This window comes from Sorangium sp. So ce1014 (genome assembly GCF_051521505.1).
GTDB lineage: Bacteria > Myxococcota_A > Polyangia > Polyangiales > Polyangiaceae > Sorangium.
Genome location: NZ_CP150356.1, coordinates 3,114,188 through 3,138,501, shown reverse-complemented (window position 1 = coordinate 3,138,501; position 24,314 = coordinate 3,114,188). Strand labels below are relative to the sequence as shown.

The window sequence follows — 24,314 nt, the reverse complement described above, 5'->3', positions numbered from 1 at the left end:
TCGCTCACGGGCCGCTCCCGTAAAGGCCATGCGCGAGCGCGTAGTCGAGCACGGCGCGCGGCACGCGCTGGCGGACGCCCTCCAGATCGCCCGCGGCGAACGCCCGGCGGATCTCGCTGCTCGAGATCTGCGGGAGCAGCACGTCCGCGGGGCGCAGGGGGTCGGCGCGCAGGTGCGGGCGAGGATCGATCGCCGCGGCGTCGAGGCGCTCCGCGCCGGTCGCGGTGAAGCCGGAGCGGCCGAGGACGATCGGCGGCGCGAGCTGCTCGATGCGGTCGAAGCGGTGCCACCGCGGGAGATCGGGGAGCACGTCGGCGCCGACGAGCAGGCGCATCGCCCAGTCGGGGTGCGCCGCGGCGAGGTGCTCCAGCGTGCGCAGCGTGAGGCTCTCGCCGCCGAGATCGCGCTCGACGGCCGAGACCGACACGCACGGGAGCCAGCCGAGGGCGAGGTGGCACATGGCCAGACGATGCTCGAACGGCACGAGCTCCTTGGAGAAGGGGTGGCGGTAGACGGGGACGACGAGCACCTCGTCGACCGGCGCGACGGAGATCGCGTAGGTGGCCGCGAGCACGTGCGCCACGTGAGGCGGGTTGAAGCTGCCCCCGAAGATCGCGACGCGGCGCGCCTCGGGCGCCACCCCGGGCGTCGCGACCGCGTGCGCCTCAGCCGTGCGAGCCACCTTGAACCCGCAGCTTGGGGCCGGCCGCGGACGGGCCCACGATCTCGCGCGCGGTCACCGCGCCGCTCGCGTTCATCACCTCGATCCGCACCCCGCCCTGCCCGTCGTCGAGGAGCGCCCGGCCGCCCTCGGAGCCGATCGGCCCGGGAGAGAAGAACGTCCGCGGGCCGACCTTCTTGATGAGCGGCTCCGAGCTCTTGCCGAAGACGAGGAGCGACGCTGCGACGATGTCCTCCTCGTCGAGCGCCGCCTTGTCGAACACGAAGAGCGCGACGCGCCCGTCCAGGATCTCGATCGTGCGCTGGCCCGGCGGGAGGCTCATCAGCACCTTGAGGCGCAGCCGGGCCCGCTCGGACGCCACGAACGCGTCGAGCTGCTCCGGCGTCGCGGTCGCGCAGCGCGCGGCCCGATCGAACAGGGCGCCCTCGGTGGGGTTCGCGCCGACCAGGCTCTGCGCCCAGCCCTCGACGACCCGATCGAGGGCGTCGTCCTCGGCGACGTAGATGACCCGCTCGGCGTGGCCTTCGTCGAGCAGGTGCTGCGCGCCGCGAGCGAGCGCGGGCAGATCACCCTGTGCAGGGCCGAGGACGCCAAGGCGCATCGGTCACAGCATAGATCAGCGCGCGATGCGGAGGGCACCTTCTCCACTCCGCGCGCTCGCGCCGGTGACTCCACCGCTCCTGCTCTCTTCTCCCCCTGCATCTCCCGGCACCGCGGTCGCGCCGCGGTTCCTCTCCCCGCGGTTCCGTGGCCATGGCGCGCGCGCCTCCGGCGCGCGTCTGCTAGCGTCCGCCCATGTTTCGGCGAGGTCGCGCGCTCCAGGATCCGGTCACCATCACCCTCGACGGAGCGGACGTCCCGGCGGAACGAGGAGAGCCCCTGGCCGTGGCGCTGCTCGCCTCGGGGCGCGTGACGCTCGCGCGGAGCCCGAAGCTGCACCGCCCCCGGGCGCCGACCTGCCTGCGCGGAGGCTGCGACGGCTGCCTCGCGCGGGTCGACGGGGTGCCCAACGTGATGACCTGCTTGCGGCCGGCCGCCGGCGGCGAGCGCATCGAGGTGCAGAACGTGGTGGGCTCGCGGCAGGCGGACCTGCTCCGGGTGACCGACTGGTTCTTCCCGCAGGGGATCGATCACCACCACCTGATGGCCGGCGTCCCGGGGCTGTCCGGGGTCATGCAGTCGATCGCGCGCAAGCTGGCGGGGCTCGGCCGGCTGCCGAGCGCGGCGCTCCCGCCGGAGCCCGCCGCGCGGCTCGACCTGGACGCGGCGGTGATCGGCGCCGGGCCCGCCGGCGTGGCGGCGGCCTCGGCGCTCTCGGCGCGCGGCCTCCGCGTCGCGCTGATCGACGACGCGCTCACCCCTGCCGGGTCGCTCGCCGGGGCCCCGCGCCGGGCGGCGGAGCTCCTCGCGCGACACCCGCTCGACGGGGTCCGCGTGCTCTGCCGGCACGTCGCCGCCGGCGTTTACCTCGGCGAGCTCCTGGTCGCCGGCGACGCGGGCGCGACCGTGATCAGGGCGCCCGCCCTGGTCTTCGCCACCGGGGCGCACGACGGCGTCGCGGCGTTCCCGAACAACGATCTGCCGGGGGTCTTCTCGGCGCGCGCGCTCTGCCGGCTGCTCGCCTGCGGCGTCGAGCCGACCGGCCCCGTCGCCATCGCGGGCGAGGGCTTCTGGGCCGGCGAGCTCGCGAGCGCCCTCGCCGGCCGCGTCGCGGCCCGGATCCCGCTCGCCGCGCTCGCCGCGGTGAACGGGATCTCGCAGGTGAAGAGCGTGACGGTGCGCGACGCGCCCTTCGCCCCCGACAGCCCGACGAGCGACCTCAAGGTGGTCGCGCTCGCGGTGGACGCGCCGGCCGCGCCCTCGTTCGAGGTCGCCGCGCAGGCGGGCGCGCGCGTCGAGGTCGACCCGCGCGCGGGGTACGCCGTGAGGGTCGACGCGCGCGGCCGGGCCGGCGACGGCGTGTGGGCGCTCGGCGAGTGCACCGGCGCCGCGCTCGATCTCGACGGCATCGCGCTGGCGGCGAAGACCCTCGCCGACGACGTGCTCGCGGCGCGCAGCGCGGCCGCCTGAGCCTGCGATCCGCGGCGCGCCGCGAGCCCCCCGGCGCGGCCGCGCGGCAGGTCAGCCCTCGATGATCAGATCGAAGAGGCCGACCCCGCCCGCGATGAACACGACGTCGAACACGCCCATGAGCGCCACGTAATCGGTGAGCTCGCCGATCGTCGCGCCGCCGAAGAGCTCCCGCGTCCCCGCGACCGCGGCGAGCAGGGTGGGCGCGAGCAGCGGGAAGAGCACGCTCGCGAGCACGAGGTCACGGGCGCGCGTGCGCACGGTCATGGCCCCGAAGAGGGTGCCGCTCGCGGCGATGCCCGGCGTCGCCGCGAGGCAGAAGAGCGCGAGCCCCGCGCCCGTCTCCGCGAGATCCACCGCGAAGAGCAGCGCCGCGACCGGGATGATGATCGCCTCGACCGCGAACACGAACACGCAGAGCCCGAGCGCCTTGCCGGCGAAGAGGGCGCTCCTCGCGATCGGCAGGACGAGCAGGCCCGCGAGCGCGCCGTCCTCGCGCTCCCGCTGCCACGTGCGGCTCAGCGCGAGCACCGACGCGAACGCCACGCTCACCCAGATGACGCCGGGCGCCACCTGCTCGGCCGCGTCCTGCCCGGCGTAGAACGCGAGCGACGCGATCACGGCGACGAGCACCGCGAAGAAGCCGCTCGTGGTGACGATCTCGCCCGTGGCGAGCTCGATCGCGAGGTCCTTCCGCGCGACGAGCATCGCCTGACGCACCCACCCGGGCCGGCTCCGGGGGAGCGACGCGGGGCCCGCGGGCGCCGTGGTGTCGGAGAGCACGGAGCGGCTCAGAGGCTCAGGTACGTCTGGTCCTTGAGCCCCCGCTCGTAGTCGGCGAGGAGCCGCATGCCCTCCGTCGGCTTGAGGAGGTCCTGCTTGATGGCGCCATCCACCTGGGCCTTCACCTTCCCCACGAGATCGCGGTTGTCGTACTGGGTCATCGCCAGGACCTCATGGATCTTGTTCCCGGCGATCGTCTCCTCGATGTAGTACCCGCTGTCCTCGTCCTCATCGAGGAAGACGTGCACCTCGTTGACCCGGCCGAAGAGGTTGTGGATGTCGCCCATGATGTCCTGGTACGCGCCGGTCAGGAAGATGCCGACGTAGTACGGCTTGTCGCCCGAGATCGGGTGCAGCGGGAGCGTGTCCTTCACATCGTTGAGATCGATGAACTTGCTCACCTTGCCGTCGGAGTCACAGGTGATGTCGACGAGCGTGCTGTCCACCGCGGGGCGCTCGTTCAGCCGGTGGATCGGCACGATCGGGAAGAGCGCGCCGAGCGCCCAGTGATCGAGCAGCGACTGGAACACCGAGAAGTTGCAGATGTACTGATCGGCGAGCTGCTTGCGGAGCTCGCCGAGATCGTCCGGCACCTCCTCCGGATCGAGCTCCGACGCGATCTTCTGCATGCTCTCGGCGATCTCCCAGAAGAGGATCTCGACCCGGGCCTTCACGTCGAGGTTGAGCAGGCCGAGCTCGAACATCTTCTGCGCCTCCTCCTTGATCTGGAGCAGGTCGTGCCACGACTCTCCGAGGTTCGGCCCGGAGATGTTGTCCTTGATGTAGAGGAGGTTCTGGATGAGCTTGTGCTCCTCGGTCTGGATGTCGATCGGCGACATCGGCGTCTTCTCGATCGAGCCGAACGCCTGGACGACCAGCACCGAGTGGTGCGCGACGATCGCGCGGCCGGACTCCGAGACGATGTTCGGGTGAGGCACCCGCTCCTCGTCGCAGATGTCCGCGATGTTGTGCACGATGTCGCGCGCGTACTCCTCGACCGAGTAGTTCATCGAGGAGTGGAAGGTCGAGCGCGAGCCGTCGTAGTCGATGGCGAGCCCGCCGCCGACGTCGATGTACTCGACGCGCTGCCCCATCTTGCGGAGCTTCGCGTAGTAGCGCGTCGCCTCGCGCACGGCGCGCTTGATGATCAGGATGTCGGGCACCTGCGAGCCGATGTGGAAATGGAGGAGCTTGAACGAGGCGCTCATCCCCGCCTCGTCCATGATCCGGATCGCCGCGAGGATCTCGGCGGTGGAGAGCCCGAACTTCGCGTTCTCCCCGCCCGAGGTCTTCCACTTGCCCGCCCCCTCGGTGAGCAGCCGCACCCGGAGCCCGATGATGGGCTCGACGTTCATCTCCTTGGCGACGCGGGTGATCATCCGCACCTCGGAGAGCTTCTCCGCGATGAGGATCACCTTCTTGCCGAGCTTGCGCCCGATCAGCGCCGTCCGGATGAAGTTCTCGTCCTTGTAGCCGTTGCAGACGATCAGCGACTCGGGGTCGGTATGGACCGACAGGCCGGCGAACACCTCGGGCTTCGAGCCGACCTCGACGCCGTAGTGATAGGCCCTCCCCGCGTCGAGGATCTCCTCCACGACCTCACGGAGCTGGTTCACCTTGATCGGGAACACACCGCGGTACGTCCCGCGGAACTTGCTCTCGGCGATCGCCTTGTTGAAGGCCTCGTTGAGCGACCGCACCCGGTGGTGGAGCAGGTCCTGAAAGCGGATCAGGAGCGGCGTGCGGAGCCCCTGCTCGAGCGCGGCGTCCACGACGTCGCGGATCGCGATCTTGCTGCCGCGCTCCTGGAGCGGCGCGACCGTGAGGTTGCCGTCCGGGCTCACATCAAAATAGCCGCGACCCCAGCGGTCGATCATGTAGAGCGACTTGGCGTCTTCCGTGGTCCAGTCGCCGGTCTCGGTCTCGTGCGCGCTGCTCACAGTCGTTCTCCTTGGCGGGGCTCGCGGCGGGCGACACCCACCTTTCTGGGAGGGCCCAAGAGGGGCTTCTGGCTCATCAGGGGGACGTCAGATCGTCGGTCCGACGCTGGACGGCTGGACGCCGCGCGCTGGCGACGCGGCTCAATTACGATAGGAACGCCGGACCTTCAAGGGCAGGCAGCCCGATGCGATCCGGCATGGACGGTGCGCTCGACGAGCGGGTGGCTCAGGCCTGGGCCTTCGGGGTCGCCGAGGCTGCCTTCGCCCGCTTCGAGGCCGACTGGTAGAGGTCGTAGAGGCGCGGGACGGGGTACGTCTCGAGGCGCTTCCTGTACCCCTGGTCCTTCGACCGGTTCAGGACCGTCAGCGTCTCGTCGATGAGCTTCGCCCGCGTCCCGAACTTCTCCTTCACCGTGCTGAACGTCGCGTGGAGGCGGAGGAGCTTGGTGTTCGACACGTGGTCCAGACCCTTGGACCCGCCCCGATCGGAGCTGACGCGCCCGAGCCAGAGGTCCTCGGTCGCGAACCCTTTCACGGCCTCGACGAGCTTCGCCTTGTCGCCGAAGCGCTCCTTCACGATTGCAAGCGGATTTTTGCTGGCCATTGCTGAAACTCCCACGGGCAGGCGAGGCCTGCACCGGACATGCGCGAGATGACTCGCACGGCATTGAAGAGGGGGCGCGATCTAGCAGAGCGGCCTGGGTCACCGCAAGGGCGCGTCGCGGATGGCCTCACGGGCGGCGGAGGGCGCGCCGGCGGCGGGGCCAGCGCGCCACCGCTGTGCTGGGCCACGGATCATGGTACAGGGCGCGCCGATGCTCAACCTGGGGAGCTGGCTCGTGGCGCTCGTCGACCGGCTCCGGCCCCTCCGGCCGCCCTCGGACGTGGGCCCCCGCCTCGCCGAGCCCGCTTCGGCCCTGGCGAGCACCCTCCTCAAGGCGCTTTTCCCGGTCGTCGCGTTCATCGCGCTCGCGCCCGTCCTCTGGCTCTTCTTCCGGCGCACCTGGCGGGAGCTCGACGTCGAGGCCCACGAGCACCAGCGGCGCACCCTCGCCGCCGGGGGCTACGACCGCCGCCCCGCCGTCCTGTTCACGATCACCGCGGTCGTGCTCATGCTGCAGCAGTACTACGGCGGCAGGGCGGTCTACGACGAGCACATCCGGCCGTGGCTGCGCGAGCTCGAGCTCGCCCAGACGCTCTCGCCGGGCGGGGTGATCGTGCCGATCTCGCTCCGCCGCTACGACGAGCTCTACAGCTACGTGTGGTGGTCGTTCACCCGCGTCTTCGGCTACGTGGCCATCCCTCTGGGCGCGTGGAAGCTCTGCTTCCCCAAGGACAGCCTGCTCGACATGGGGCTGCGCGTCCGGGGGCTCGCGAAGCACGCGTGGATCTATGGGCTCTGCCTCGCCGTCGTGGTCCCGGCGGTGTTCGTCGTCGCGAGCGCGCCCGACTTCGGGAGCTACTACCCCTTTTACAAGCAGTCCTCCCGCTCCTGGTTCGACCTCATCGCCTGGGAGGCGATGTACTTCGCTCAGTTCTTCGCGCTGGAGATCTTCTTCCGCGGCTTCTGGCTCGCCGGCCTCCGGCGCACCCTGGGCTCCGGCGCGATCTTCGCGATGATCGTCCCCTACTGCATGATCCACTTCGGCAAGCCGTACCTGGAGGCGGCCGGCGCCGTGGTCGCCGGGATCGCGCTCGGCTCGCTCGCGATGCGCACGAAGAGCATCTACTCGGGCTTCCTTGTCCACGTCACCGTCGCGCTGCTGATGGACCTCGTCGCGCTGTCGAACCGCGGCGCGCTGCCAAAGTCGTTCTGGGGGACGTGACGCCGGCGACGGGGACGGCGAGGGGGACGCCGCCGGCCCTCGCGCGGCGGCTCAGCCGAGCGTCCGGGTCAGCTTGCGCATGATCTCGGCGCGGCTCCGGTCCCGGATCTCGCGCCGGTAGAGCGCCTCCAGCGCGACGGCGGCCGCGCGCGCCGCGTCGCGGTGCTCGCCGTCCCAGGGGAGCACCGCGAGCCGCCGCCAGAGGATCTTCTCCAGCAGCCGGGGCCGGCGCCTGGACAGCGCGCCGCTCGCGAGCTCGATGACCCGGGCGGAGGCGGGGTCGGCGCGCATCGCGCGCACGAAGAAGCCCACGGCGGCGGTGACGCGGCGGCCGCTGCGCATCGCCTGCACGCCCGCGTCGCACAGCGCCTCGGCCCGCTCGCGCGGGGTCGTGGCGCGCCGCGCGCGCTCCCGCGCGGCCTGCACCTCGGCGCTCAGCGCGTCCCGGCGCCGCCGGGCAGGGCGCATCTTGACCACGAGGAACAGGATGAAGAGGGCCGCAACCCCCGCGAGCACGTGTCGCCAGCCGATCTCCATGGCGTCCGCCTTAGTACAGCGCCCGGAACGTGCTCACCAGCGCGAGCTTCCACGCAGACGCCGCGGCGCGGCGGACGGCCTCGCGGGGGGCTTCCCCGGAATGACGCCGCGGACCGAGGCGTTCACCGCGACGCCGCGTCCCCGCGGCGCTCGTCACGACACCGCGCCCCCGCGACATTCGTCACGACGCCGCACCGCGACGTTCCTTTCCGCCGCCACGGTGCGGTTTGCGCGAGCAGGCGATCCCAACCTATGCTGAGCCGAGAGATGCCCGTCCAGTCGTCGACCTCCGGCTCCTCCGTTCGCGTGCCCCTGCGGGCCCTCGCCGCCGCGCTCGGGCTCGCTGCCCTCGCGCTGCACCCGGGCAGCGCGCTCGCCGATATCTTCACGTACACCGACGCGGACGGCACGGTGCACTTCTCGAACCGCTCCGCCGGCGACGCGCGGTTCAAGCTGTACATCAAGGGCGACGGGCGCCGCTCCTCGACGCGCCCCGGCGTGACCCCGGTCGCCCCGAGCGACAAATCCCTCGAGCGCTTCAGCCGCTACGACGCGTGGATCCGGCAGGCCGCGGCGCTCTACCAGATCCCCGAGGAGCTCGTCCGCGCCATCATCAAGTGCGAGAGCGACTACGATCCGCGGGCCGTCTCGCCCGTCGGCGCCCAGGGGCTGATGCAGCTGATGCCCGAGACCGGCCTCCGCATGCAGGTGCGCGACGCGTTCGACGCGCGAGAGAACATCTTCGGAGGAACGCGGTACCTGCGCATCCTGGCCAACCTCTTCAACGGAGATCTCGATCTCACCATCGCCGGATACAACGCCGGTGAAGGGGCGGTGATGCGGTACGGCGGCATCCCGCCCTACGCGGAAACCCAGGCCTATGTGACGCGCGTGCGGACCTACTATGCGCGCTACCGAACCACCCGGGATACAACGGTGGCTTCCATCGAGCCCTGATCGGCTCGCCCGCCGCACCGCCCTTCCGCCCGCCAGCCAGAGGCGCCGCTCGACAGCGCAGCGCACACCGCCCCCGACGGGGGTACCGCGATGCTACGATCCCAGGAACCGCTGCCGCAGCCTCTCCCCGGGCAGGCCCCGGGAAGCACAGGCGCACGCGGCCAATCTCCTGACGCTCTCTCTGCTCCGCGCGGGCAAGGGTTCACGACATGACGACCACCTCGAGCCTCATCGAACTCACAAAGCGAAGCCCCGACATCGCGACCCTCAAGCCGCCGGTGGATCCGGCGTCGCTCCAGCACACGAACCTGCTCGAGGTGCCCGACTTCCGGAGGATCCCGGCGTACGCCGACGTGACCGACGAGCAGTTCATGGACCACCGGTGGCAGGCGAAGAAGTCGATCACCCGCCCGGACAAGCTGCTCGACACGCTGCGCGGGATGGTGTCGGACGACTTCATCCGGGACGCCACCGAGGGCTTCGCGCACGCGCCGATGAGCGTCCGCGTCTCGCCGTACATGCTCTCGCTGATCGACTGGAGCGAACCGTACAAAGATCCGCTACGGACGCAGTTCATCCCGCTGGCCTCGCGCTTCCTGCCGGATCACCCGAAGCTCGGGCTCGACTCGCTGCACGAGCGCGCGGACGCGCCCGTCCCCGGGCTGACGCACCGGTACGCCGACAAGGCGCTGTTCCTCCCGCTCGACACCTGCCCCGTGTACTGCCGCTTCTGCACGCGCAGCTACGCGGTGGGCATCGACACGGAGGAGGTCGAGAAGACCCACTTCAAGGTCGACGAGGAGCGGTGGAAGCGCGCGTACGCGTACATCGCCTCGCGCCCGGAGCTGGAGGACATCGTCGTCTCCGGCGGCGACGCGTACAACCTGCGGCCGGAGCAGCTCGGCGCGATCGGCGAGACGCTCCTCAGGATGCCGAACATCCAGCGCATCCGCCTCGCCACCAAGGGCCCGGCCGTGATGCCGCAGAAGATCCTCACCGACGACGAGTGGATCGACGCGGTCACGCGCACGGTGGAGCTCGGACGGAAGCTGCACAAGGAGGTCGTGATCCACACGCACTTCAACCACCCGAACGAGATCACGGGCGTCACCCGCGACGCGATGAACAAGCTGTTCGAGCGCGGGATCACGGTCAGGAACCAGTCCGTGCTGCAGCGCGGGGTGAACGACACGCCCGAGACGATGAAGCTGCTGGTGAAGCGCCTGGGGCACCTGCACGTGCACCCCTATTACGTCTACATCCACGACCTCGTCCGCGGCGTGGAGGACCTCCGGACCACGCTCGCGACCGGGCTCATGATCGAGAAGCACGTGCGCGGCTCGACCGCCGGGTTCAACACGCCGACGTTCGTCGTCGACGCCCCCGGCGGCGGCGGCAAGCGCGACGCGCACTCGTTCGAGCACTACGACCGCACGACCGGGATCTCGGTGTTCGAGGCGCCGAGCGTCAAGCCGGGGCAGCGGTACACGTACTTCGATCCGATCGATCAGCTCCCGCCCGAGGGGCGCGGCCGCTGGGCGGACCCGGCGGAGCACCAGAAGATGATCGACGAGGCGCTCCGCGCATCGCCGCGCTGAGGCGGCGCGCGCGCACGGGCGGAGGAGGAGCCGCGCGCAACGAGCGCTCGCGCGCGGGCTCCAGCGACCGATGAGCCGGATCGAGCCACCTGCCAGCCACGGCTCCGGCAGGCGGGCTCGCGCGCGGCCCTAGCCGCAGGCGGGCTCGCGCGCGGCCCTAGCCCTCGGCCGGCGGCGCCTCGGCGTAGCGGGCGAGCGCGCCGGCCAGCTCACGCTTCACGCGGTCCACGAGGTCGGGCGGCTCGACAACGCGGGCGGTCTCGCCGAAGCCGAGCACCCACGTCGCGAGCTCCGTCATGTCGCCGATGTGCATCGTGAGCCGCACGCCGCCGCCGGGCAGCGGCGTGATTTCCTGAGAGGGGTGCACCTTGCGCGTCCGAACGAACTCGGTCACGCGCTCGTCGAAGTCGATCACGACGCGCCGCGGCTCGCCCCCGCGCCAGATGCCGAACTGGCCCTGGAAGTAGTCGTCGATGGAGAAATCAGGGGGCAGCTCGAACCGCTCGGTGACGGCGCACTCCGTGTCGCGCATGCGATCGAGCAGGAACGTGCGCACCTCGCCGCGGCTGACGTGGAGGCCCACGCAGTAGATCGCGTCCTTGTAGAGGACGAGCGCGTACGGGTGGATGAGCACCCGCTCCTCGCGCCCGTCCCGCGAGCGGCGGTAGCGACACCGGAGCGGGCGCAGGTCGGCGACGGACTGGAACAGGTCGTCGAGCTCCTCGGTCCGCGCGGCGTAGTCCTTCGGGGCGAACGGGAGATAGAGGAAGCGCTCCTCCAGCCGCGCGTCGGCGACGCCGGCGTTCGGGCCGCGCCCCGGCCTGCGCGCGACGCCGAGCAGGCGCTGGGCGGCGAGGTCGATCTCCTCGAAGAGGGTCGAGCCGCGCATCGGCTCGAAGAGCCGGCGGGCGGCGAGCAGGGCGTACGCCTGCGTCCGCCGCACCTCGACGCGCCGGGGCGCCTCGCTCGGGGACAGCCGCCAGAGGCGAGGGCCGCCCGGGCGCGTGGCGACCGACACGAGGTCGAGCTCGCGCTTGACCTCGACGAGGTAGCGCCGGAGCGAGCGCGGCGTGACGTTGAGCTCGCGCGCAAGCTCGTAGATCGTCAGGCCGGCAGGGTGCTTCTGCAGCAAGCTGCGCAGCGAGTCGAGCCGCCGGTGCTGCGTGAACGGGCCGCGCGGCCGGCCGCGCTGCGCGCCGCCCTTGGCGTCATCCTCGTCGTCCTCGTCGTCGTCCTCCGGCGCAGGTGGCTTCTTCGAGTCCGGCGCAGGCGGCTTCTTCGAGGCGGTCGCAGGAGAGCTCGCGTCCGCCCGTGCAAGGGCCGCCGGGGGGCGCACGCTCGGCGGAGGCGGGGCCGCCGTGCTCGGCCTGGCGTCGAGCGCCGCGTCCCCCGTGAGCCGCGGCGTCACGCCCGCACGCGGCTTCGAGGGCGGCAGCGCGCTGCTGGAGAACGGGTCGGCTGCCTGGCCGACACGGGCGCGAGGCGCGCTCGCGGCCCCGCTCGAGCCGCCGGCACCCCGCGCGCGAGTGGGCGAGGTGGCCGGCGCTGGGGCACCCCCGGGGCCTGTGCGAACAGCGCGCGCCATTGGCTCAGCGCTCTATCGCATCACCCCCGCCCATCCAAGATGTTTGTCCCGCGCTCCGCCGGCCGGGCGGCGATCGCCGCCCGCGCGCGCGGCGGACGGCTCACCAGGGGCGATCGCGCATCGTCTTCTTGTATTGCTCCTTGTAGAGGTCATGGCACTGCTTGCAGCTCGCCTTCGCGCCGTCGATGTCGCCGGCCTTCGCCTTGGCGGCGCCGGCCTTCGAGATGGCCCCCCAGCTGCCCATGCCGGGCGGCGGCTTGCCGGCCACGTACTGGAGCGCCGCAGCGATCTTCGCGCCGTCGCCGCTCGAGGTCGCCGAGGCCATCGTGCTCTTCATCCAGGCCTGCATCGGACAGAGCTTCTGGCCCTTCGCGCCGCATTCGACCTTCTTCTCGCCCGCCTGGGCGGCGCCGGTCGCCGCCGGCACAGCGGCCGCAGCTGCGGCCGCCGCGGCCGTCGCCTTCGGCGCCGCCGCAGCGGCCGTCTCCGCCGGCGCGGCCGCCGCGACGGCCGTCTCCGCCGGCGCGGCGGCCGTCGGCTCGACGATGTCAGCGGCCGGCGCGGCCGTCGTCGCCGCCGGCGCGGCCGTCGTCGCCGCCGGGGCCACGCTCTCGGTCGGCTTGCCCTCGGCCACCGCCCCCGGGGTCGTCGCGTCGCTCCCCTTGCTGTCGCAGCCAAGCGTGGCGAAAGACAGGCTCGCGAGCAACAGCGCGAGCGGCGTGATCGTTCTCCTCATGCAGTCTCCTTGGGTGATGAACAGAAGCGCTCCTTCGAGCGCGAGCGAGGGATGCGTGCCGCGGTCCCCGGCTCGACGCGCAGTGTAATCGGGTCGCCGTCCGTCCGCTGCGTTCGCGCGCTCTCTGGCGCCGCCGGCCTCGAGGCCGTCCCCGAGGCGCCGCCGCGCGAGGCGATGTCCCACAACGCCCCCGATCTCCGCCGGCCAGACCGCGCTCGGCGCCTCAGTCGCGTGTGCCCGGCGTCGCGGCAAAGGCCGACCACCGGAAGTTGTCGAGGAGGGCAACGGAGTCGTTCCACGGGTCCCCGGTGTCCCAGAGCACGAAGCGCAGCTCCAGGATCTCTCCCGGGCTGACGTTGCCGTTCATGACCAGCCAGCCGGTCCCGCCGCCGGCGCGCTCGCTCGTGCCGCACCAGCCTGGCTCGCTCGGAGGCTGGGCAGGAGGCCTCGTGATGTCGAACCCCGTCCCGAGGAGCTGGCCGATCCCCGCGCAGGTGGTCGTCGAGCCGGCGTTGGCGCCGCCGCCGCACCCGGTCGGCCCGTTGACGCACTGGGTGAAGAGCCCGGTGCCGCCAAACGCGAGGTTCACACCCAGCGGATAGACCGACCCGCCGGCCGGCGGCGGGTCGTAGAACGCGAGGTTCTTGTCCGCGGGGTTCGGCGTCTCGCCCGGGAAGGGGTCGAACGTCGAGTCGAGCAGCCCGAGGAAGAAGTCGTTGAACGCGCTGCACACCCACTCCGGATATTCGGACGAGAGGAAGAACGTCGAGACGCTGAACGAGCTCGCGTTCGTCGGCGCGCGCACGCGCAGCCGCAACATCACGGGATCGTGGGCCGTCGTGCCGCCCTGCGGCTCCGGACAGCCGGGCGCGTTCGGGAGGTTGTCGCCGTTCGCCTCGAGCCAGTCCGCGGGCACGCCGCTCGACGTCCCCATGTCCTGGCCTCCCTGGAAGGGGGCGAAGCTCGGCCTCGTGTTGTTCGGCGACGCCTGGGCCGCGGCCACGCCCGTCGAGAGCACCGCGAGCCGCGCGCCCTGGAGCGGCAGGATGCCCGAGCCAAAGCCGCGGCGGATCGACCGCTGGGCCGCCGCGGGTGTGCCGGTGCCGTCGGCGCGGCGGAAGCTCGCGGAGAGGACGCCCCACCTGCGCTGCGCGGGCGACGACGGGCTCGCCGTCGTTGTGGCGCAGAGATCCATCGCCTTCGCGTAGTCGAGCGCGGTCGCCGAGTCGCTCGCGAGCCCCTCGTCGCAGGGAGAGGCGTTGTCGACCGTGCCGTCGCAGTCGTCGTCGACCCCGTTGTCCGCCACCTCGAAGGCGCCGGGGTTCACGAGGGACGGAGAGCCGCACCTGTCCGACGTGGCGTCGCAGCAATCGCCCTCGCAGCTCGTCCACCCGTCGCCGTCCTGATCGGGTGTGTTGTCGACCGCGCCGTCGCAGTCGTTGTCGATGCCGTCGGCGCACGCGTCGAGCTCCGGCAGCACCTGGTCGAGGCACGGCCCCCAGCCGAGGCCGCTCGGCCTGCAGGTGGAGACCCCGGGGGCGCAGGGAGCGACCCCCTCGGTGCCCGGCGGCCCCTGGTAACACGCCCTCGTCTCGCCCGGCGTGCACGAGCAGGGCCCGTCCGCCGCGACGTCGCGCTCGCACCCGTCCGCCGGGTCCTTGTTGCAGTCGATGAAGCCGCTGTCGCAGGCGCTGAGCACGCACCCGCCCGCGACGCAGGCGCTCTCGCCGTGCGCGAGCTCCGGACAGGCCCGACCGCACACGCCGCAGCTCTGCGCGTCCGTCTCGAGATCCCGGCAGAGCCCATCGCAGCACGCCGCGCCGCCGTCGCACGGGCGCGTCGCCGAGCAGCCATGAGCGCACTCGCCCTCTCCGGTGCACAGCGTGCCAGGAGGGCAGTCGCCGTCCGTGACACAGCCAACACAGGTGTGCTGCTCCGGATCGCAGAGGAGCGGAGCAGGGCAGTCGCCCTGGGATTCACATCCGGCCACGCAGCGCTTCGCCTCGGGGTCGCACACCTGGCCGGCCGGGCACGCGTCAGGGCCGGGCAGACACGCGACGCAGCTGCCCGTCGCGCGGTCGCAGCGCGGAGCGCTCGGGTCCGCGGCGCAGTCGGTCGGACAGTCGACACCGCCCTCGCCTCCGCCGCCCCGGGGGACGTCGGGGGCTCCGGTGGCGGTGCAGGACGGCGCCACCCCGGGCGCGAGCGCGAGCCCCGCCAGGGCGGCGAGCCCTCCAGTCCAGGCCAGCGGGCGGCGACGGACAGCGCGGGTTCTTGTCGGCATCGGCGAGCGGCTCCCCTCCGCGGGCGCGGCGCCCCCGAGGGGCGCCTGACCGCAAGGATCGTAGAATACCCCGCCGGCGCCCCGGACAACGGCAGATCCGCGGCGAGGGGTCGCGTCGCTGGACGGACGATGACGCGCGCGCGGCGCGGAGCAATCGGCTGGGCCGAGCGGAGGTGCGACCGAGACGTCGGTCAGCGCGTGCGCTCGTACAAGGTGAAGGCGCCCTCGCGCTCGATCCGGCGAAACGAGGTGCGCGCCGCGGTGAACACCGGCTTCTCCGGCCGCTCGTTGCGGAGGATCACGTAGTCGTACGCGACGCCGTGGACATCCGGGTTGAACCACTCACCGCGGTTCGACGGCGGCGCGGGGAGACGGCGCTTCAGCTTGAAGGGGAACCCCACGTTGTGCCAGCCATCCGCGCTGAAGCCGCCGCGCATGACCTGCACCCACGAGGAGAAGTGGTTCGTGCCCTCGATGATCAGGGCCTCGTCGGTCCGGGGGGGCAGCGACACGAAGAGGACCTCTGCGCCCGGCGGGATCCGCCCGACCATGCGGGCAAACGGCGCGACCCGCTCGTCGAAGCTCGCATATTTCTCCGAGAGGTGGAGCGGAAGCACGAGCGCGACCGCCGCGGCGGGGACCATCAGGAGGCGAGAGAGGCCCCGGAGCGGCGCCGTGATGGACAGGAATCCGAAGAAGCAGATGAGCGGCGAGAAGCGCCCGCTCACGAACCACCAGTCGAACGGGCGAGCCAGGTGCAGCGGCACGAGAAAATAGCAGACCACCATCGCCGCGCACAGGACGAGGGAGCGGTGGTGGTGCAGCCGGCCGAGAGGCGAGCCGGCAGGCGGGGCTGACGCGCGCGTGGGGAGGAAGCCGAAGCGCCCAGCGAAGCTCCAGAGCGCCAGCGACGACGCCGCCGCGAGCAGCACCCAGAAGAGCTGGGTGTCGAGATCGCCCGATACCGAGTTGAGCGTGTACTCGGGGAACGAGCGGAGCATCTCGTGCCAGGGCACCCAGGCGCCCTGGAACCGCGGGCCGCTCCGCAGATCGACCATGGGGCTCTCGAAGGCGACGAGCTGCCAGACGAGGAGCGCGGCGGCGGGCGCGAAGAGCGGCAGCGCGCCGGCGATCCGCGACCCCCGGGGCAGGTAACAGAGCATCAGGACGGCGACGCAGATGTAATAGCCAAAGAGGATGAGTGGATGGCTGAGGCCGCAGCCGACGCTGAGCAACACCACGGCGGCGGCGCGCCCGCGGCTCGGTCGCTCTAGATAGGCGTCGAGCGCGACGACGCCGGCGAGCAGCAGCGCGATGCCGACGAGGAACGGCAGGAAGCCGCACGCCCAGGAGAGGCTGAACGCCAGCGGGAAGGTGAGGAGCGAGAGCCACGGGCTGCGCCGCGTCCGGTGGGCCCAGCCGAGCGCCGCCGAGGGGATGGCGAGCACATAAGCGGAGAGCACGATCCGATTCGCGGCCTCGAGATCGACGGCGTGAGCGATGAGGTGCGTCAGGACGTGATAGGCGCCGTAGGGGGCCGGACGGAGGCTGAGCTCGTAGAAGTCCTGGTAGCGAGTCCACGGCGCATCGAAGTGATGCCAGATATGGACGGCCGCGAGGTGATTCGGCAGATCGAGCAAGGGCAGGAAACGCACGCGCCATATCGGCACGACGGCCGCGACGGCGAGGAGCGCGAACGCCGCGATGAAACCGCGATCGCGCGCCCAGCGCGCCCCTCGCCGCGGCGCGGGGGGATCCGTCTCGCCGGCGCGCCGGCGTGACACGGAGGCGGGCGCGCCGACCCCGGGCGTGAGGTCGCTGTCGGGCGGGCTCGAACCGGGCATTTCCATGAGAACGGTGGCCCTCCCCTGCCCTTCGCGTGCGGCGCGAGGTGCGGGCAGGCCCGCGAGGCGATGCGAGCCTTAGCACAGGACGCAGCGCCGATTGCAGCGCCGCGTGTCTTCCTCTAGTTTCCCGGGCACCTCGCCAGGCGGACACGGCACGCGATGACACCCACTGGCCATCCGGAGCGGCACGGGGCGCTCCACGCAGCCCTCCAGGAGACCTGAAGCCATGAGGCATCTTGCTTGCGTCGCAGGCTGCGCCGCCGTCCTGCTGGCCCTCTCCTCGCCGCGCGCGCAGGAGCCCGAGCCCGCCGCCGAGGGGCCCGCCGCCGAGCGGTCGACGCCGGCCGAGACGCAGGCAGCAGGCGACGAGCCGGCCGGCGAGCCTGAGCGCGCGGAGACGCCGGCCGACCGCCCGAGCGCGCCGGTGGGCCGGCGGCCGCCGCGGGAGACGCCGGCGCCGATCTCACCGGCGCCCGCGAGCAGCGATGTCCTGGCGCCAGGCTTCCGGGAGCGGATCCGCGTCGCGATCGGGCCGCTGGAGCTCGCGCCGATGGCGCTGCTCGCGCTGCAGGTCGTGCCCTACGTGGGCGACGACGCGCTGAACCAGGCAGGGGACAGCGCCGAGCAGCCCGGCTTCCGCCTGCGCCGCGTCCGCGCCGGGCTGCGCGGCGACGTCGCGGGGCTCGTCCAGCTCGCCATCTCGATGGATCTCGCCGGGGGCGACGACGAGACAGCGCGCATCCACGAGGCGTGGGGCGGCGTGACGGCGGCGCGCGCGCTCGAAATCTACGCGGGCGCGCGGACCGTGCCCTTCTCGCGCTCGGCGATGACCGGCGCCGGCGACGGGGCCCTCACCGAACGACCGCTCGCCGTCCGCGCGATGGCCCCGTTCACGCAGGTCGGGATCCAGGCCGAGGGCCACTTCCAGGACCGCGCCTTCAGCTACCACGCGGGCGTCTACAACGCCTTCCAGCGCGCCGATCAGTTCTACGCAGGTCACGCCGAGAGCCTCGCTCCCCTCGGCAACCGCTTCGAGGGGATCGCCGTCGCCGGCAGGCTCGCCGCCGAGCCGCAGGGCCCGCTCGGCCGCGCCCTCCAGGACGTCGCCCACTCGCCCTTCCGCCTCGCGGCCGGCGCCGACGGCTTCTTCAGCGACGGCGGCGCGCGCACGCTGTACGGCGCGAGCGCCGATGTCCTGCTCCACGCCGCGGGGCTGCACGCGCTCGGCGAGGTGCTCTGGACCGGGGCGAGCCCCAAATCGGTGCCCACCCAGCCGATCGCGCAGGTCACGTCGGTGTCGTCGCTCGCGCTCGTCTTCGAGGCAGGTTACATGATCATCGCCCGGAAAGTCGGTGTCTCGGGTCGGGTGGAGTGGATCGATCCCAACGCCGATGTCGAGGACGAAGGCGACAACCTCGTGCTCACAGGCGGCGTGAGCTACCACGCGTTGGACGATCTCGTGAAGGCGCAGCTCGAGTACACGCATCGTGAAGAGCTCGGCGGGCTGTCGCTCGCGAACGACGCCGTCATCCTGCAACTCCAGCTCTCGCTGTAGGGGAGATCGCTGTGCGGCGAACACACCGCTGGTTCACGAGGATCGCGCTCCTCCCGCTCGCCGCCGCCGCGCTCGCCGCCCCCGCGCTGCCGAGCTGCGGGGGCGACCGGCTTCTCCGCGCGAAGCGGATAGAGCAGCGGGCCGAGCTCGTCGGCGGCCCGGTGGCGATGGCGGACGTCGGCGACTTCCTGCTCGAGAACGACCAGATCCGCGTGGCGATCCTCGGCGGGCGGGACTCGCCTGGGCCCGGGATCTTCGGAGGCGCCATCGTCGACGTCGACCGGCGGCGCGGCCGGATCGGCGAGGAGGGCGGACAGGGGCGCGACCGGTTCGCCGAGATGTTCCCGCTCGCCAACCTGATCGTGCCCGACCCCACGGCGACCGACGTCTCGGTGCTCGCGGACGGCACAGACGGCGCCGAGGCCGCGATCCGCGTCGAGGGAGACGGCGAGTTCCTGTTCGAGGCGATAGGCCTGCTCCGGGCGCAGGAGGACCTGCTCGGCCTCTTCTTCCCCGACGTCCGCTCCAGGATCCGCTTCCGCACAGACTACGTTCTTCACCCGGGCGATCGGTTCGTGACGGTGCGCACGGTGCTCTTGCTGGACGACCGGCCGCCGCCCGGCTGCGAGCCCCAGAGGAGCTGCGAGGCGTGCCCGGACGGATACAAGCAGGACTCGGGCGGCTGCTTGACCTGCGCGTGCAGCGACGTCCTGCCGCTGGAGAACGCCACGGCCCCCGTCTCGGTGCTCGGCGGCGTCCTCGGCGCTCCGCTCGACGAGGCGCAGCAGGAGGCGTCGCGCCGCGCCGGCATCGTCGCCGGAGACTTCGTGTTCTTCGGCAACCAGAACGACGTCTTCGCGCCCGGCGCGGGCTTCGACGAGGACACGGCGGTCCAGGACGCCTGGAACGCGGGGCGGAACTCGTTCCAGGCGCCGCTCACGTTCGACTTCGTGGCCGCGGCCGGCGGGGACGTCAGCTATGGTTACTTCACGAAGGCGCAGGCGGGCGCGGCGCCGCCTCTGGTCAATGTGCCCCTCTTCGCGAGCGCGGCGACAGCGTTCGTGTCCGCCAGCCGATCGTGCCTGTTCAGCGAGGACGACGACGCGGCGTGCGACGCGCATCGCGCGTTCAGCTACGAGCGCTACCTGGCCGTGGGCGACGGCGACATCGCGAGCGTGACCGACGTGATGCACCGGCTCCGCGGGACCGCCACGGGCACGGTCAGCGGCCACGTGCTGTGGGAGAACACCCTGGAGGCGGTGCCGAACGCGCGGGTGTTCGTCTTCTCCGATCCGGATCCGTCGCGGCCCTTCGGCTCGCTCGACGAGCTCACGGCGGCCAACCGGGAGGCGCGCGGCGACGTGGGCCTCATTGACGAGATCGACGCGGATCTCGGCCTCGACCCGTCCGAGGACGGCGACTTCCGGGGCGCCCTGCCGCCCGGCAGCTACCTGCTCGTGGCGCGGAACGCGGCGGGGACCGCGACGTCGGCGCCCGTGCGGGTGAGCCTGCGGGCCGGAGAGCAGGTCGCTGTGTCGCCGCGCCTGCCCGCGCCGGCGACGGTGCGCTACCGCGTCGCGGACGAGGCGGGCCAGCGGATACCGGCCAAGCTCGCCTTCGTCGCGCTCGACGACGCGGGGCGAAGGCTCTCCGGCGACGGCCGGCGCAGGGTCTATCTCGGCGACAGCCGGCTCGGGAACGGCAACCGCGCCATCGAGGTCACCGCCACGGGCGAAGGAGAGGTCGAGATCGAGCCGGGGCGATACCAGATCACGGTGTCGCGAGGCATCGAGTACGGGATCGACGTGGAGCGCGACGTGACGCTCGCGCCGGGGCGCGCGTTCCAGCTCGACGCCACGCTCGTGCGCGAGGTCGACACGACCGGGTGGATGTCGGCCGACATGCACCTGCACTCCAGGCCGAGCTTCGACAGCGGGATGCCGCTGCCGCGGCGGGTCGCCACGGTGGCGGCGGAGGGCGTGGAGCTCGCGGTGTCGACCGACCATGACGTCGAGACGGACTACCAGCCGACCGTGCGCGCGCTGGGGCTCGCGCCGCACCTCGCCACGGCGATCGGGGCGGAGATCACGACGCTGGAGCAGGGGCATTTCATCGGTTTCCCGCTCGAATACGACGAGCTCGACGTCCCGAGCCACGGCGCGCACGACTGGACGTGCGAGCCCGGCGGGACGATCCTCGACGCCATCCGCGCCTCGGGCGACGGCACGGTGGAGCCGCTGACGATCGTCGCCCACCCGCGCGACGGCTTCTTCGGGTACGTCGAGCAGCTCGGCGTCGACACCTACACGATGGGCAGGACGCCGACGTTCCTCGAGGGGAACAACCCTGTCTTCCGGACCGCGAGCTGCGAGTTCGATGCCATGGAGATCATCAATGGCAAGCGGTTCGATCTCGTGCGCACGCCGAGCCTGGCCGAGGTCGTCGACTGGAATCGCTGCCTCGCGCGGCTGAACGCCGCCCGGAGCGCCGCCGAGATCGAGGCGGCGTGCGCCGAGGTGGCGGGCTGGCTGCGCGCGCCTTGCGCGCCTCCCGGCACGTCGATGCCTGGGGCGGGCGGCGCCTCCGGCTCGCCCTCGGGCGCCGCCGTCGCCATCGCCATGGCCGATTGCAAGCGTCGCGCCCGGACCGAGCTCGCGTGGGCGCTCATGAAGCGCGTCCTCGCCCGAACGCCCGACGAGCAGGAGAAGAACTGGAGCTTTCCCGGCGCGACGCCCGAGAGCCAGGAGCTCTGCGGGCCCGCCGCGCTCGGCGACGGGCCGGTCGCCGCGGAGGCGCGCGATGAGCCCTGCACGTACCGGGCGGGCCAGGTGGACGACTACTTCCGTTACCTCGAGCGGGGCTTCGTTCCGGCGCAGATCGCGAGCAGCGACAGCCACGACGGCTCGAAGGAGCCGGGCTTCCCGCGGACCTATTTCCGCAGCGCGACCGACTCCCCGGCCGCGCTCGAGACGCCGGCCGCGGTCGAGAGCCTGCGGGGCGCGCACGCCTTCTCGACGTACGGCCCCTTCATCCGGGCGACGATCGGCGGCAAGACCTATGGTGAGGTGGCGACGGCGAGCGCCGGGAAATCGAGCGAGCTACTCTTCGATGTCCAGACGGCGAGCTGGTTCGGCGTCGATCGGGTGGAGATCTACCTGAACGGCGCGATGATCCGCTTGCTGGAGCCGGACATGCCGCCGAGCGCGCTCGTGGACGTGCGCGGCAAGGTCACCTTCACGGTGCCGGAGCGCGACTCCTGGGTGGTGATCATCGCCATGGGGCTCGAGGACAGGAACCTCATGAGCCCTGTCTCCCTGGATGTTCCGTTCGGAGAGATCCAGCTCTCGCGGCTGGCGAGCGACGCGTTCGGCAAGATCCCCGCGATCAATGCCCTGTTCGCGCCCACACCGACGGTGCCCGACTGGTCGCCGGTGCCGCCCTATGCGGTCACAAACCCGATCTACATCGACGTCGACGGCAACGGCCGCTACGACGCTCCGCTGCCGAGGCCCGACTTCTGCTCTCGTCCGTGCGATCCGGGCGTCCTCGATCCGGAGCAGTGTCCGGCGCAGCAGGACTGCCTGCTCGAAGAGGCCGTCTGCGGCTTCCCGATCCCCGGCAAGTGCGACCATCGCCGCCCGGCGCTCGGGCATCACGACGACTGAACGCCGGTCGGGCGGCGCGCACCCGGAGGGGCCGCGCGAGCGACACGCCCGCAGCGCTCTCCGCGAGAGCGGCTCTCGCGCGAGCGACACGCCCGCAGCGCGCTCGCCCGGCCAGGACGAAGCCTGCGGGCTCGCGGAGATGACGTTTGCATGCACATGGCGAGGCACGTGCATGCAAACGTCGGTTGATCTCGGCGGAGAGCCGGCCGGCCGCTCCGGCCGGGAGCTTAACGGCCCTCGATCGACTGCGACTTGATGTGGAACTCGACGCGCCGATTGCGCTGCCGGCCTTCCGGCGTGTCGTTGGCGACGAGCGGCCGGCGGGAGCCGTAGCCCACGGAGGTGAGCCGCTCCGACTGGATGCCCTTGTTGACCAGGTAGACCCTGACCGCGATCGCCCGGTTGTGCGCGAGCCGGTCGTTGTAGTCGGCGGTGCCCTGGTTGTCGGTGTGCCCTTCGATGCTGAGCAGCTTGATCTCCGGGTTCGCCTTGAGCAGCCGCTCGACCTCGTCGAGGATCGGATAGCTCTGCGGGAGGATCCTGGAGCTGTCGAACTCGAACTCGACCTGCTTCATGATCTCGATCTCGGCCGAGCCCGTGATCCTGCGGATGTAGTACGGGCAGCCGTTCTTCTCGGGATCGTCGACGACGACCTGCCCCGGCTCCTTCGGGCACTTGTCCTGGGCGTCGGGGATGCCGTCCTGGTCCGCGTCCTCCTCGGGGCAGCCGTCGCGATCGTCGATGCCGTCCTTGTCCTCGGGGTCATCGGGGCACTTGTCGACGACATCGGGGATGCCGTCGCCGTCGCGATCGGGCATGTCCGGGCAGCCGTCGCTCGGCTTCGGCTGCTTGCCGTCCTCGGGGTCCTCCGGGCAGAGGTCGATGACGTCGGGGTAGCCGTCGCCGTCGGCGTCCTTCTCCGCCTCGATGACGTAGTTGAAGCCGGGCGAGCGGGCGTTGGAGTCCGCGATGCTGAACGAGTAGCCGACGATGCCGACCCCCCGGAAATCGGGGGCGTAGCCGCCGCTCAGCCGGGTGCCCACGCCGGCGCCGGCGTAGAGCGCCTTGTCCTTGGTGAGGGCCATCCTGCCGTTCAGCTGCCACTCGATGGGCGAGGCGTCGAGCTCGCCGAACGTGTCCTTGAGGAGGCCGAACGAGCCGAAGACCTCGGCCCCGAGGCGGATCGTGCCGTCGCGCAGCGGGACGTAGCCGCCGACGCCGTACGTGAGCTCGCTGCCGACGCGGAGCTCGTGGAGCTGCACGGGCGGCCGGATCGCGACGCCGGTGTTGAGGGTGACGAGGAAATCCGTGAAGTCGTACTCGGCGCCGAGGCCGAACGCGCTGCTCACGGTCCGGTCGCCGCCGAAGGAGTAGTTGTTGCCGATGGGCGCGAAGACCGCGGCGGTGAGCCCCAGCCGGAAGCGGCGCTCGTCGAGCTCCAGCGCGACGAGGCGCGCCTCGAGCCGGAGGTCCATGGGGTTGGCGGTCCTCCGGTTGACGCACTGGTTCAGGCCGAGGGACGGATCGGGGTGGCAGGTCTCGTTGCCGTCCTGGAAGACGACGATCGGGAACGAGGCCTGGAGGGCGCCGCGGCCGAGGATCTCGACGCCCCCGCTCAGGTAGGTGATGAGCTGCGAGGTGACGGGCCCGTCGCCGTCGAGGTGCTCCTCGACGGCGAGGTCGTCAACGTAGTTGTCGTTGCGGAGCGGGTGGACCGACACGCCCAGCCCGAGCTGCCCGAAGATGCGCGTCTTTTCCCCCATGTGGGGGCGCCAGACCCCGATCCCGTCGTCGGGGGCGCCGGCCATCCTGAGGCGATCGAGGTAGAAGGTCCGTTCCTGCGCGCGCGCGGCGGAGGGCGCAAGCGCGACGAGGGCCGGTGCGGCCAGGGCTGCTGCGGTCAGCGCGCAGCGAAAGCGCGACCGGCGTCGCGGCTTACCACCCGGCAGGGTTCTTCGATCCATCACGGTGAGCTGTCCTCCAAGCAACGCTCGAAAAACGAGGTTGACGCGAGCGTTCCGCCGCATGCGGGCCGGCGTCCGGGCGGGAGATTACTCGGGCCGGGGGAGGATGTCTCCTGGGTCGAACCAGGAGGTGCGAGAAGCCCCCCGGGACGGGCGCGGCTGTGTCCGGGGCGGGGGTGCGGGGGCGGTGGAGGCGGGCGGGGATTTCCGCACCGGCCGATGGGGAGTAGCGCGGGCGCATCGTGAGGGCGGAGAGACGGCTGGTGGTCTCCGCGCGGGCACGTG

Annotated in this window: 17 protein-coding genes; 6 read left to right on the top strand and 11 right to left on the bottom strand. The window is 72.0% G+C overall.

Annotated elements, in window-relative coordinates; translation table 11 throughout:
• Positions 1 to 4 precede the first annotated feature (4 nt).
• Together nadD and WME75_RS12125 are read right to left on the bottom strand one after the other, a co-directional pair.
• A complete protein-coding gene (nadD, locus tag WME75_RS12130; RefSeq protein WP_437489991.1) occupies positions 5 to 682 on the bottom strand; it encodes a nicotinate (nicotinamide) nucleotide adenylyltransferase in 678 nt (225 codons plus the stop codon).
• Positions 666 to 1,283 carry a hypothetical protein gene (locus tag WME75_RS12125; protein ID WP_437489990.1) on the bottom strand — a complete coding sequence of 206 codons (618 nt, stop codon included), beginning with the start codon at positions 1,281 to 1,283 and terminating at the stop codon, positions 666 to 668. Before WME75_RS12125 ends, nadD begins: the two co-directional genes overlap by 17 nt.
• Positions 1,284 to 1,477: 194 nt before the next feature.
• On the opposite strand from WME75_RS12125, the gene WME75_RS12120 reads away from it, so the two are divergent.
• Complete coding sequence (locus WME75_RS12120) at positions 1,478 to 2,752, top strand: 2Fe-2S iron-sulfur cluster-binding protein (RefSeq protein ID WP_437489989.1); 1,275 nt, start codon at positions 1,478 to 1,480, stop codon at positions 2,750 to 2,752.
• 51 nt (positions 2,753 to 2,803) lie between these two features.
• Here WME75_RS12120 and WME75_RS12115 read toward each other — a convergent pair whose 3' ends face one another.
• The 3 genes from WME75_RS12115 to WME75_RS12105 all read right to left on the bottom strand — a co-directional run bounded on the left by WME75_RS12115 (position 2,804) and on the right by WME75_RS12105 (position 6,079).
• Positions 2,804 to 3,535, bottom strand: coding sequence for a heme exporter protein CcmB (locus tag WME75_RS12115; protein ID WP_437489988.1), 732 nt, complete (start codon positions 3,533 to 3,535; stop codon positions 2,804 to 2,806).
• Between the two features lie 8 nt (positions 3,536 to 3,543).
• Positions 3,544 to 5,475 (bottom strand): biosynthetic arginine decarboxylase, encoded by a 1,932-nt coding sequence (gene speA, locus WME75_RS12110; protein WP_437489987.1) that lies wholly within the window; start codon positions 5,473 to 5,475, stop codon positions 3,544 to 3,546.
• A 226-nt stretch (positions 5,476 to 5,701) separates the two neighbouring features.
• Complete coding sequence (locus WME75_RS12105; protein WP_437489986.1) at positions 5,702 to 6,079, bottom strand: hypothetical protein; 378 nt, start codon at positions 6,077 to 6,079, stop codon at positions 5,702 to 5,704.
• 211 nt (positions 6,080 to 6,290) lie between these two features.
• Here WME75_RS12105 and WME75_RS12100 point away from each other — a divergent pair, with 211 nt between their 5' ends.
• Complete coding sequence (locus WME75_RS12100) at positions 6,291 to 7,301, top strand: CPBP family glutamic-type intramembrane protease (protein WP_437489985.1); 1,011 nt, start codon at positions 6,291 to 6,293, stop codon at positions 7,299 to 7,301.
• A 51-nt stretch (positions 7,302 to 7,352) separates the two neighbouring features.
• Here WME75_RS12100 and WME75_RS12095 read toward each other — a convergent pair whose 3' ends face one another.
• A complete protein-coding gene (locus tag WME75_RS12095) occupies positions 7,353 to 7,838 on the bottom strand; it encodes a hypothetical protein (RefSeq protein WP_437489984.1) in 486 nt (161 codons plus the stop codon).
• A gap of 267 nt (positions 7,839 to 8,105) precedes the next feature.
• On the opposite strand from WME75_RS12095, the gene WME75_RS12090 reads away from it, so the two are divergent.
• A complete protein-coding gene (locus WME75_RS12090) occupies positions 8,106 to 8,795 on the top strand; it encodes a transglycosylase SLT domain-containing protein (RefSeq protein ID WP_437489983.1) in 690 nt (229 codons plus the stop codon).
• A gap of 209 nt (positions 8,796 to 9,004) precedes the next feature.
• On the top strand, positions 9,005 to 10,393 hold the full coding sequence (locus tag WME75_RS12085) for a KamA family radical SAM protein (protein WP_437489982.1): 1,389 nt from the start codon (positions 9,005 to 9,007) through the stop codon (positions 10,391 to 10,393).
• 157 nt (positions 10,394 to 10,550) lie between these two features.
• Here WME75_RS12085 and WME75_RS12080 read toward each other — a convergent pair whose 3' ends face one another.
• From WME75_RS12080 to WME75_RS12065, 4 genes are all read right to left on the bottom strand, one after another.
• Positions 10,551 to 11,801: a helix-turn-helix transcriptional regulator gene (locus WME75_RS12080; protein ID WP_437489981.1), complete on the bottom strand. Its 1,251-nt coding sequence runs from the start codon at positions 11,799 to 11,801 to the stop codon at positions 10,551 to 10,553.
• A gap of 277 nt (positions 11,802 to 12,078) precedes the next feature.
• Complete coding sequence (locus WME75_RS12075; protein ID WP_437489980.1) at positions 12,079 to 12,714, bottom strand: hypothetical protein; 636 nt, start codon at positions 12,712 to 12,714, stop codon at positions 12,079 to 12,081.
• Between the two features lie 223 nt (positions 12,715 to 12,937).
• Positions 12,938 to 14,998, bottom strand: a complete 2,061-nt coding sequence (locus WME75_RS12070) for a MopE-related protein (protein ID WP_437489979.1) — start codon at positions 14,996 to 14,998, stop codon at positions 12,938 to 12,940.
• Positions 14,999 to 15,189: 191 nt separating this feature from the next.
• Positions 15,190 to 16,848: a hypothetical protein gene (locus WME75_RS12065; RefSeq protein ID WP_437489978.1), complete on the bottom strand. Its 1,659-nt coding sequence runs from the start codon at positions 16,846 to 16,848 to the stop codon at positions 15,190 to 15,192.
• A 223-nt stretch (positions 16,849 to 17,071) separates the two neighbouring features.
• Here WME75_RS12065 and WME75_RS12060 point away from each other — a divergent pair, with 223 nt between their 5' ends.
• Together WME75_RS12060 and WME75_RS12055 are read left to right on the top strand one after the other, a co-directional pair.
• Positions 17,072 to 18,400, top strand: coding sequence for a porin (locus tag WME75_RS12060; protein ID WP_437489977.1), 1,329 nt, complete (start codon positions 17,072 to 17,074; stop codon positions 18,398 to 18,400).
• A gap of 11 nt (positions 18,401 to 18,411) precedes the next feature.
• The gene (locus WME75_RS12055) at positions 18,412 to 22,065 is read left to right on the top strand and encodes a PHP domain-containing protein (RefSeq protein ID WP_437489976.1); all 3,654 of its coding nucleotides are present in this window, start codon (positions 18,412 to 18,414) and stop codon (positions 22,063 to 22,065) included.
• A 227-nt stretch (positions 22,066 to 22,292) separates the two neighbouring features.
• On the opposite strand, the gene WME75_RS12050 is transcribed toward WME75_RS12055, so the two are convergent.
• Positions 22,293 to 24,029, bottom strand: a complete 1,737-nt coding sequence (locus WME75_RS12050; protein ID WP_437494795.1) for an OmpA family protein — start codon at positions 24,027 to 24,029, stop codon at positions 22,293 to 22,295.
• Positions 24,030 to 24,314 lie beyond the last annotated feature (285 nt).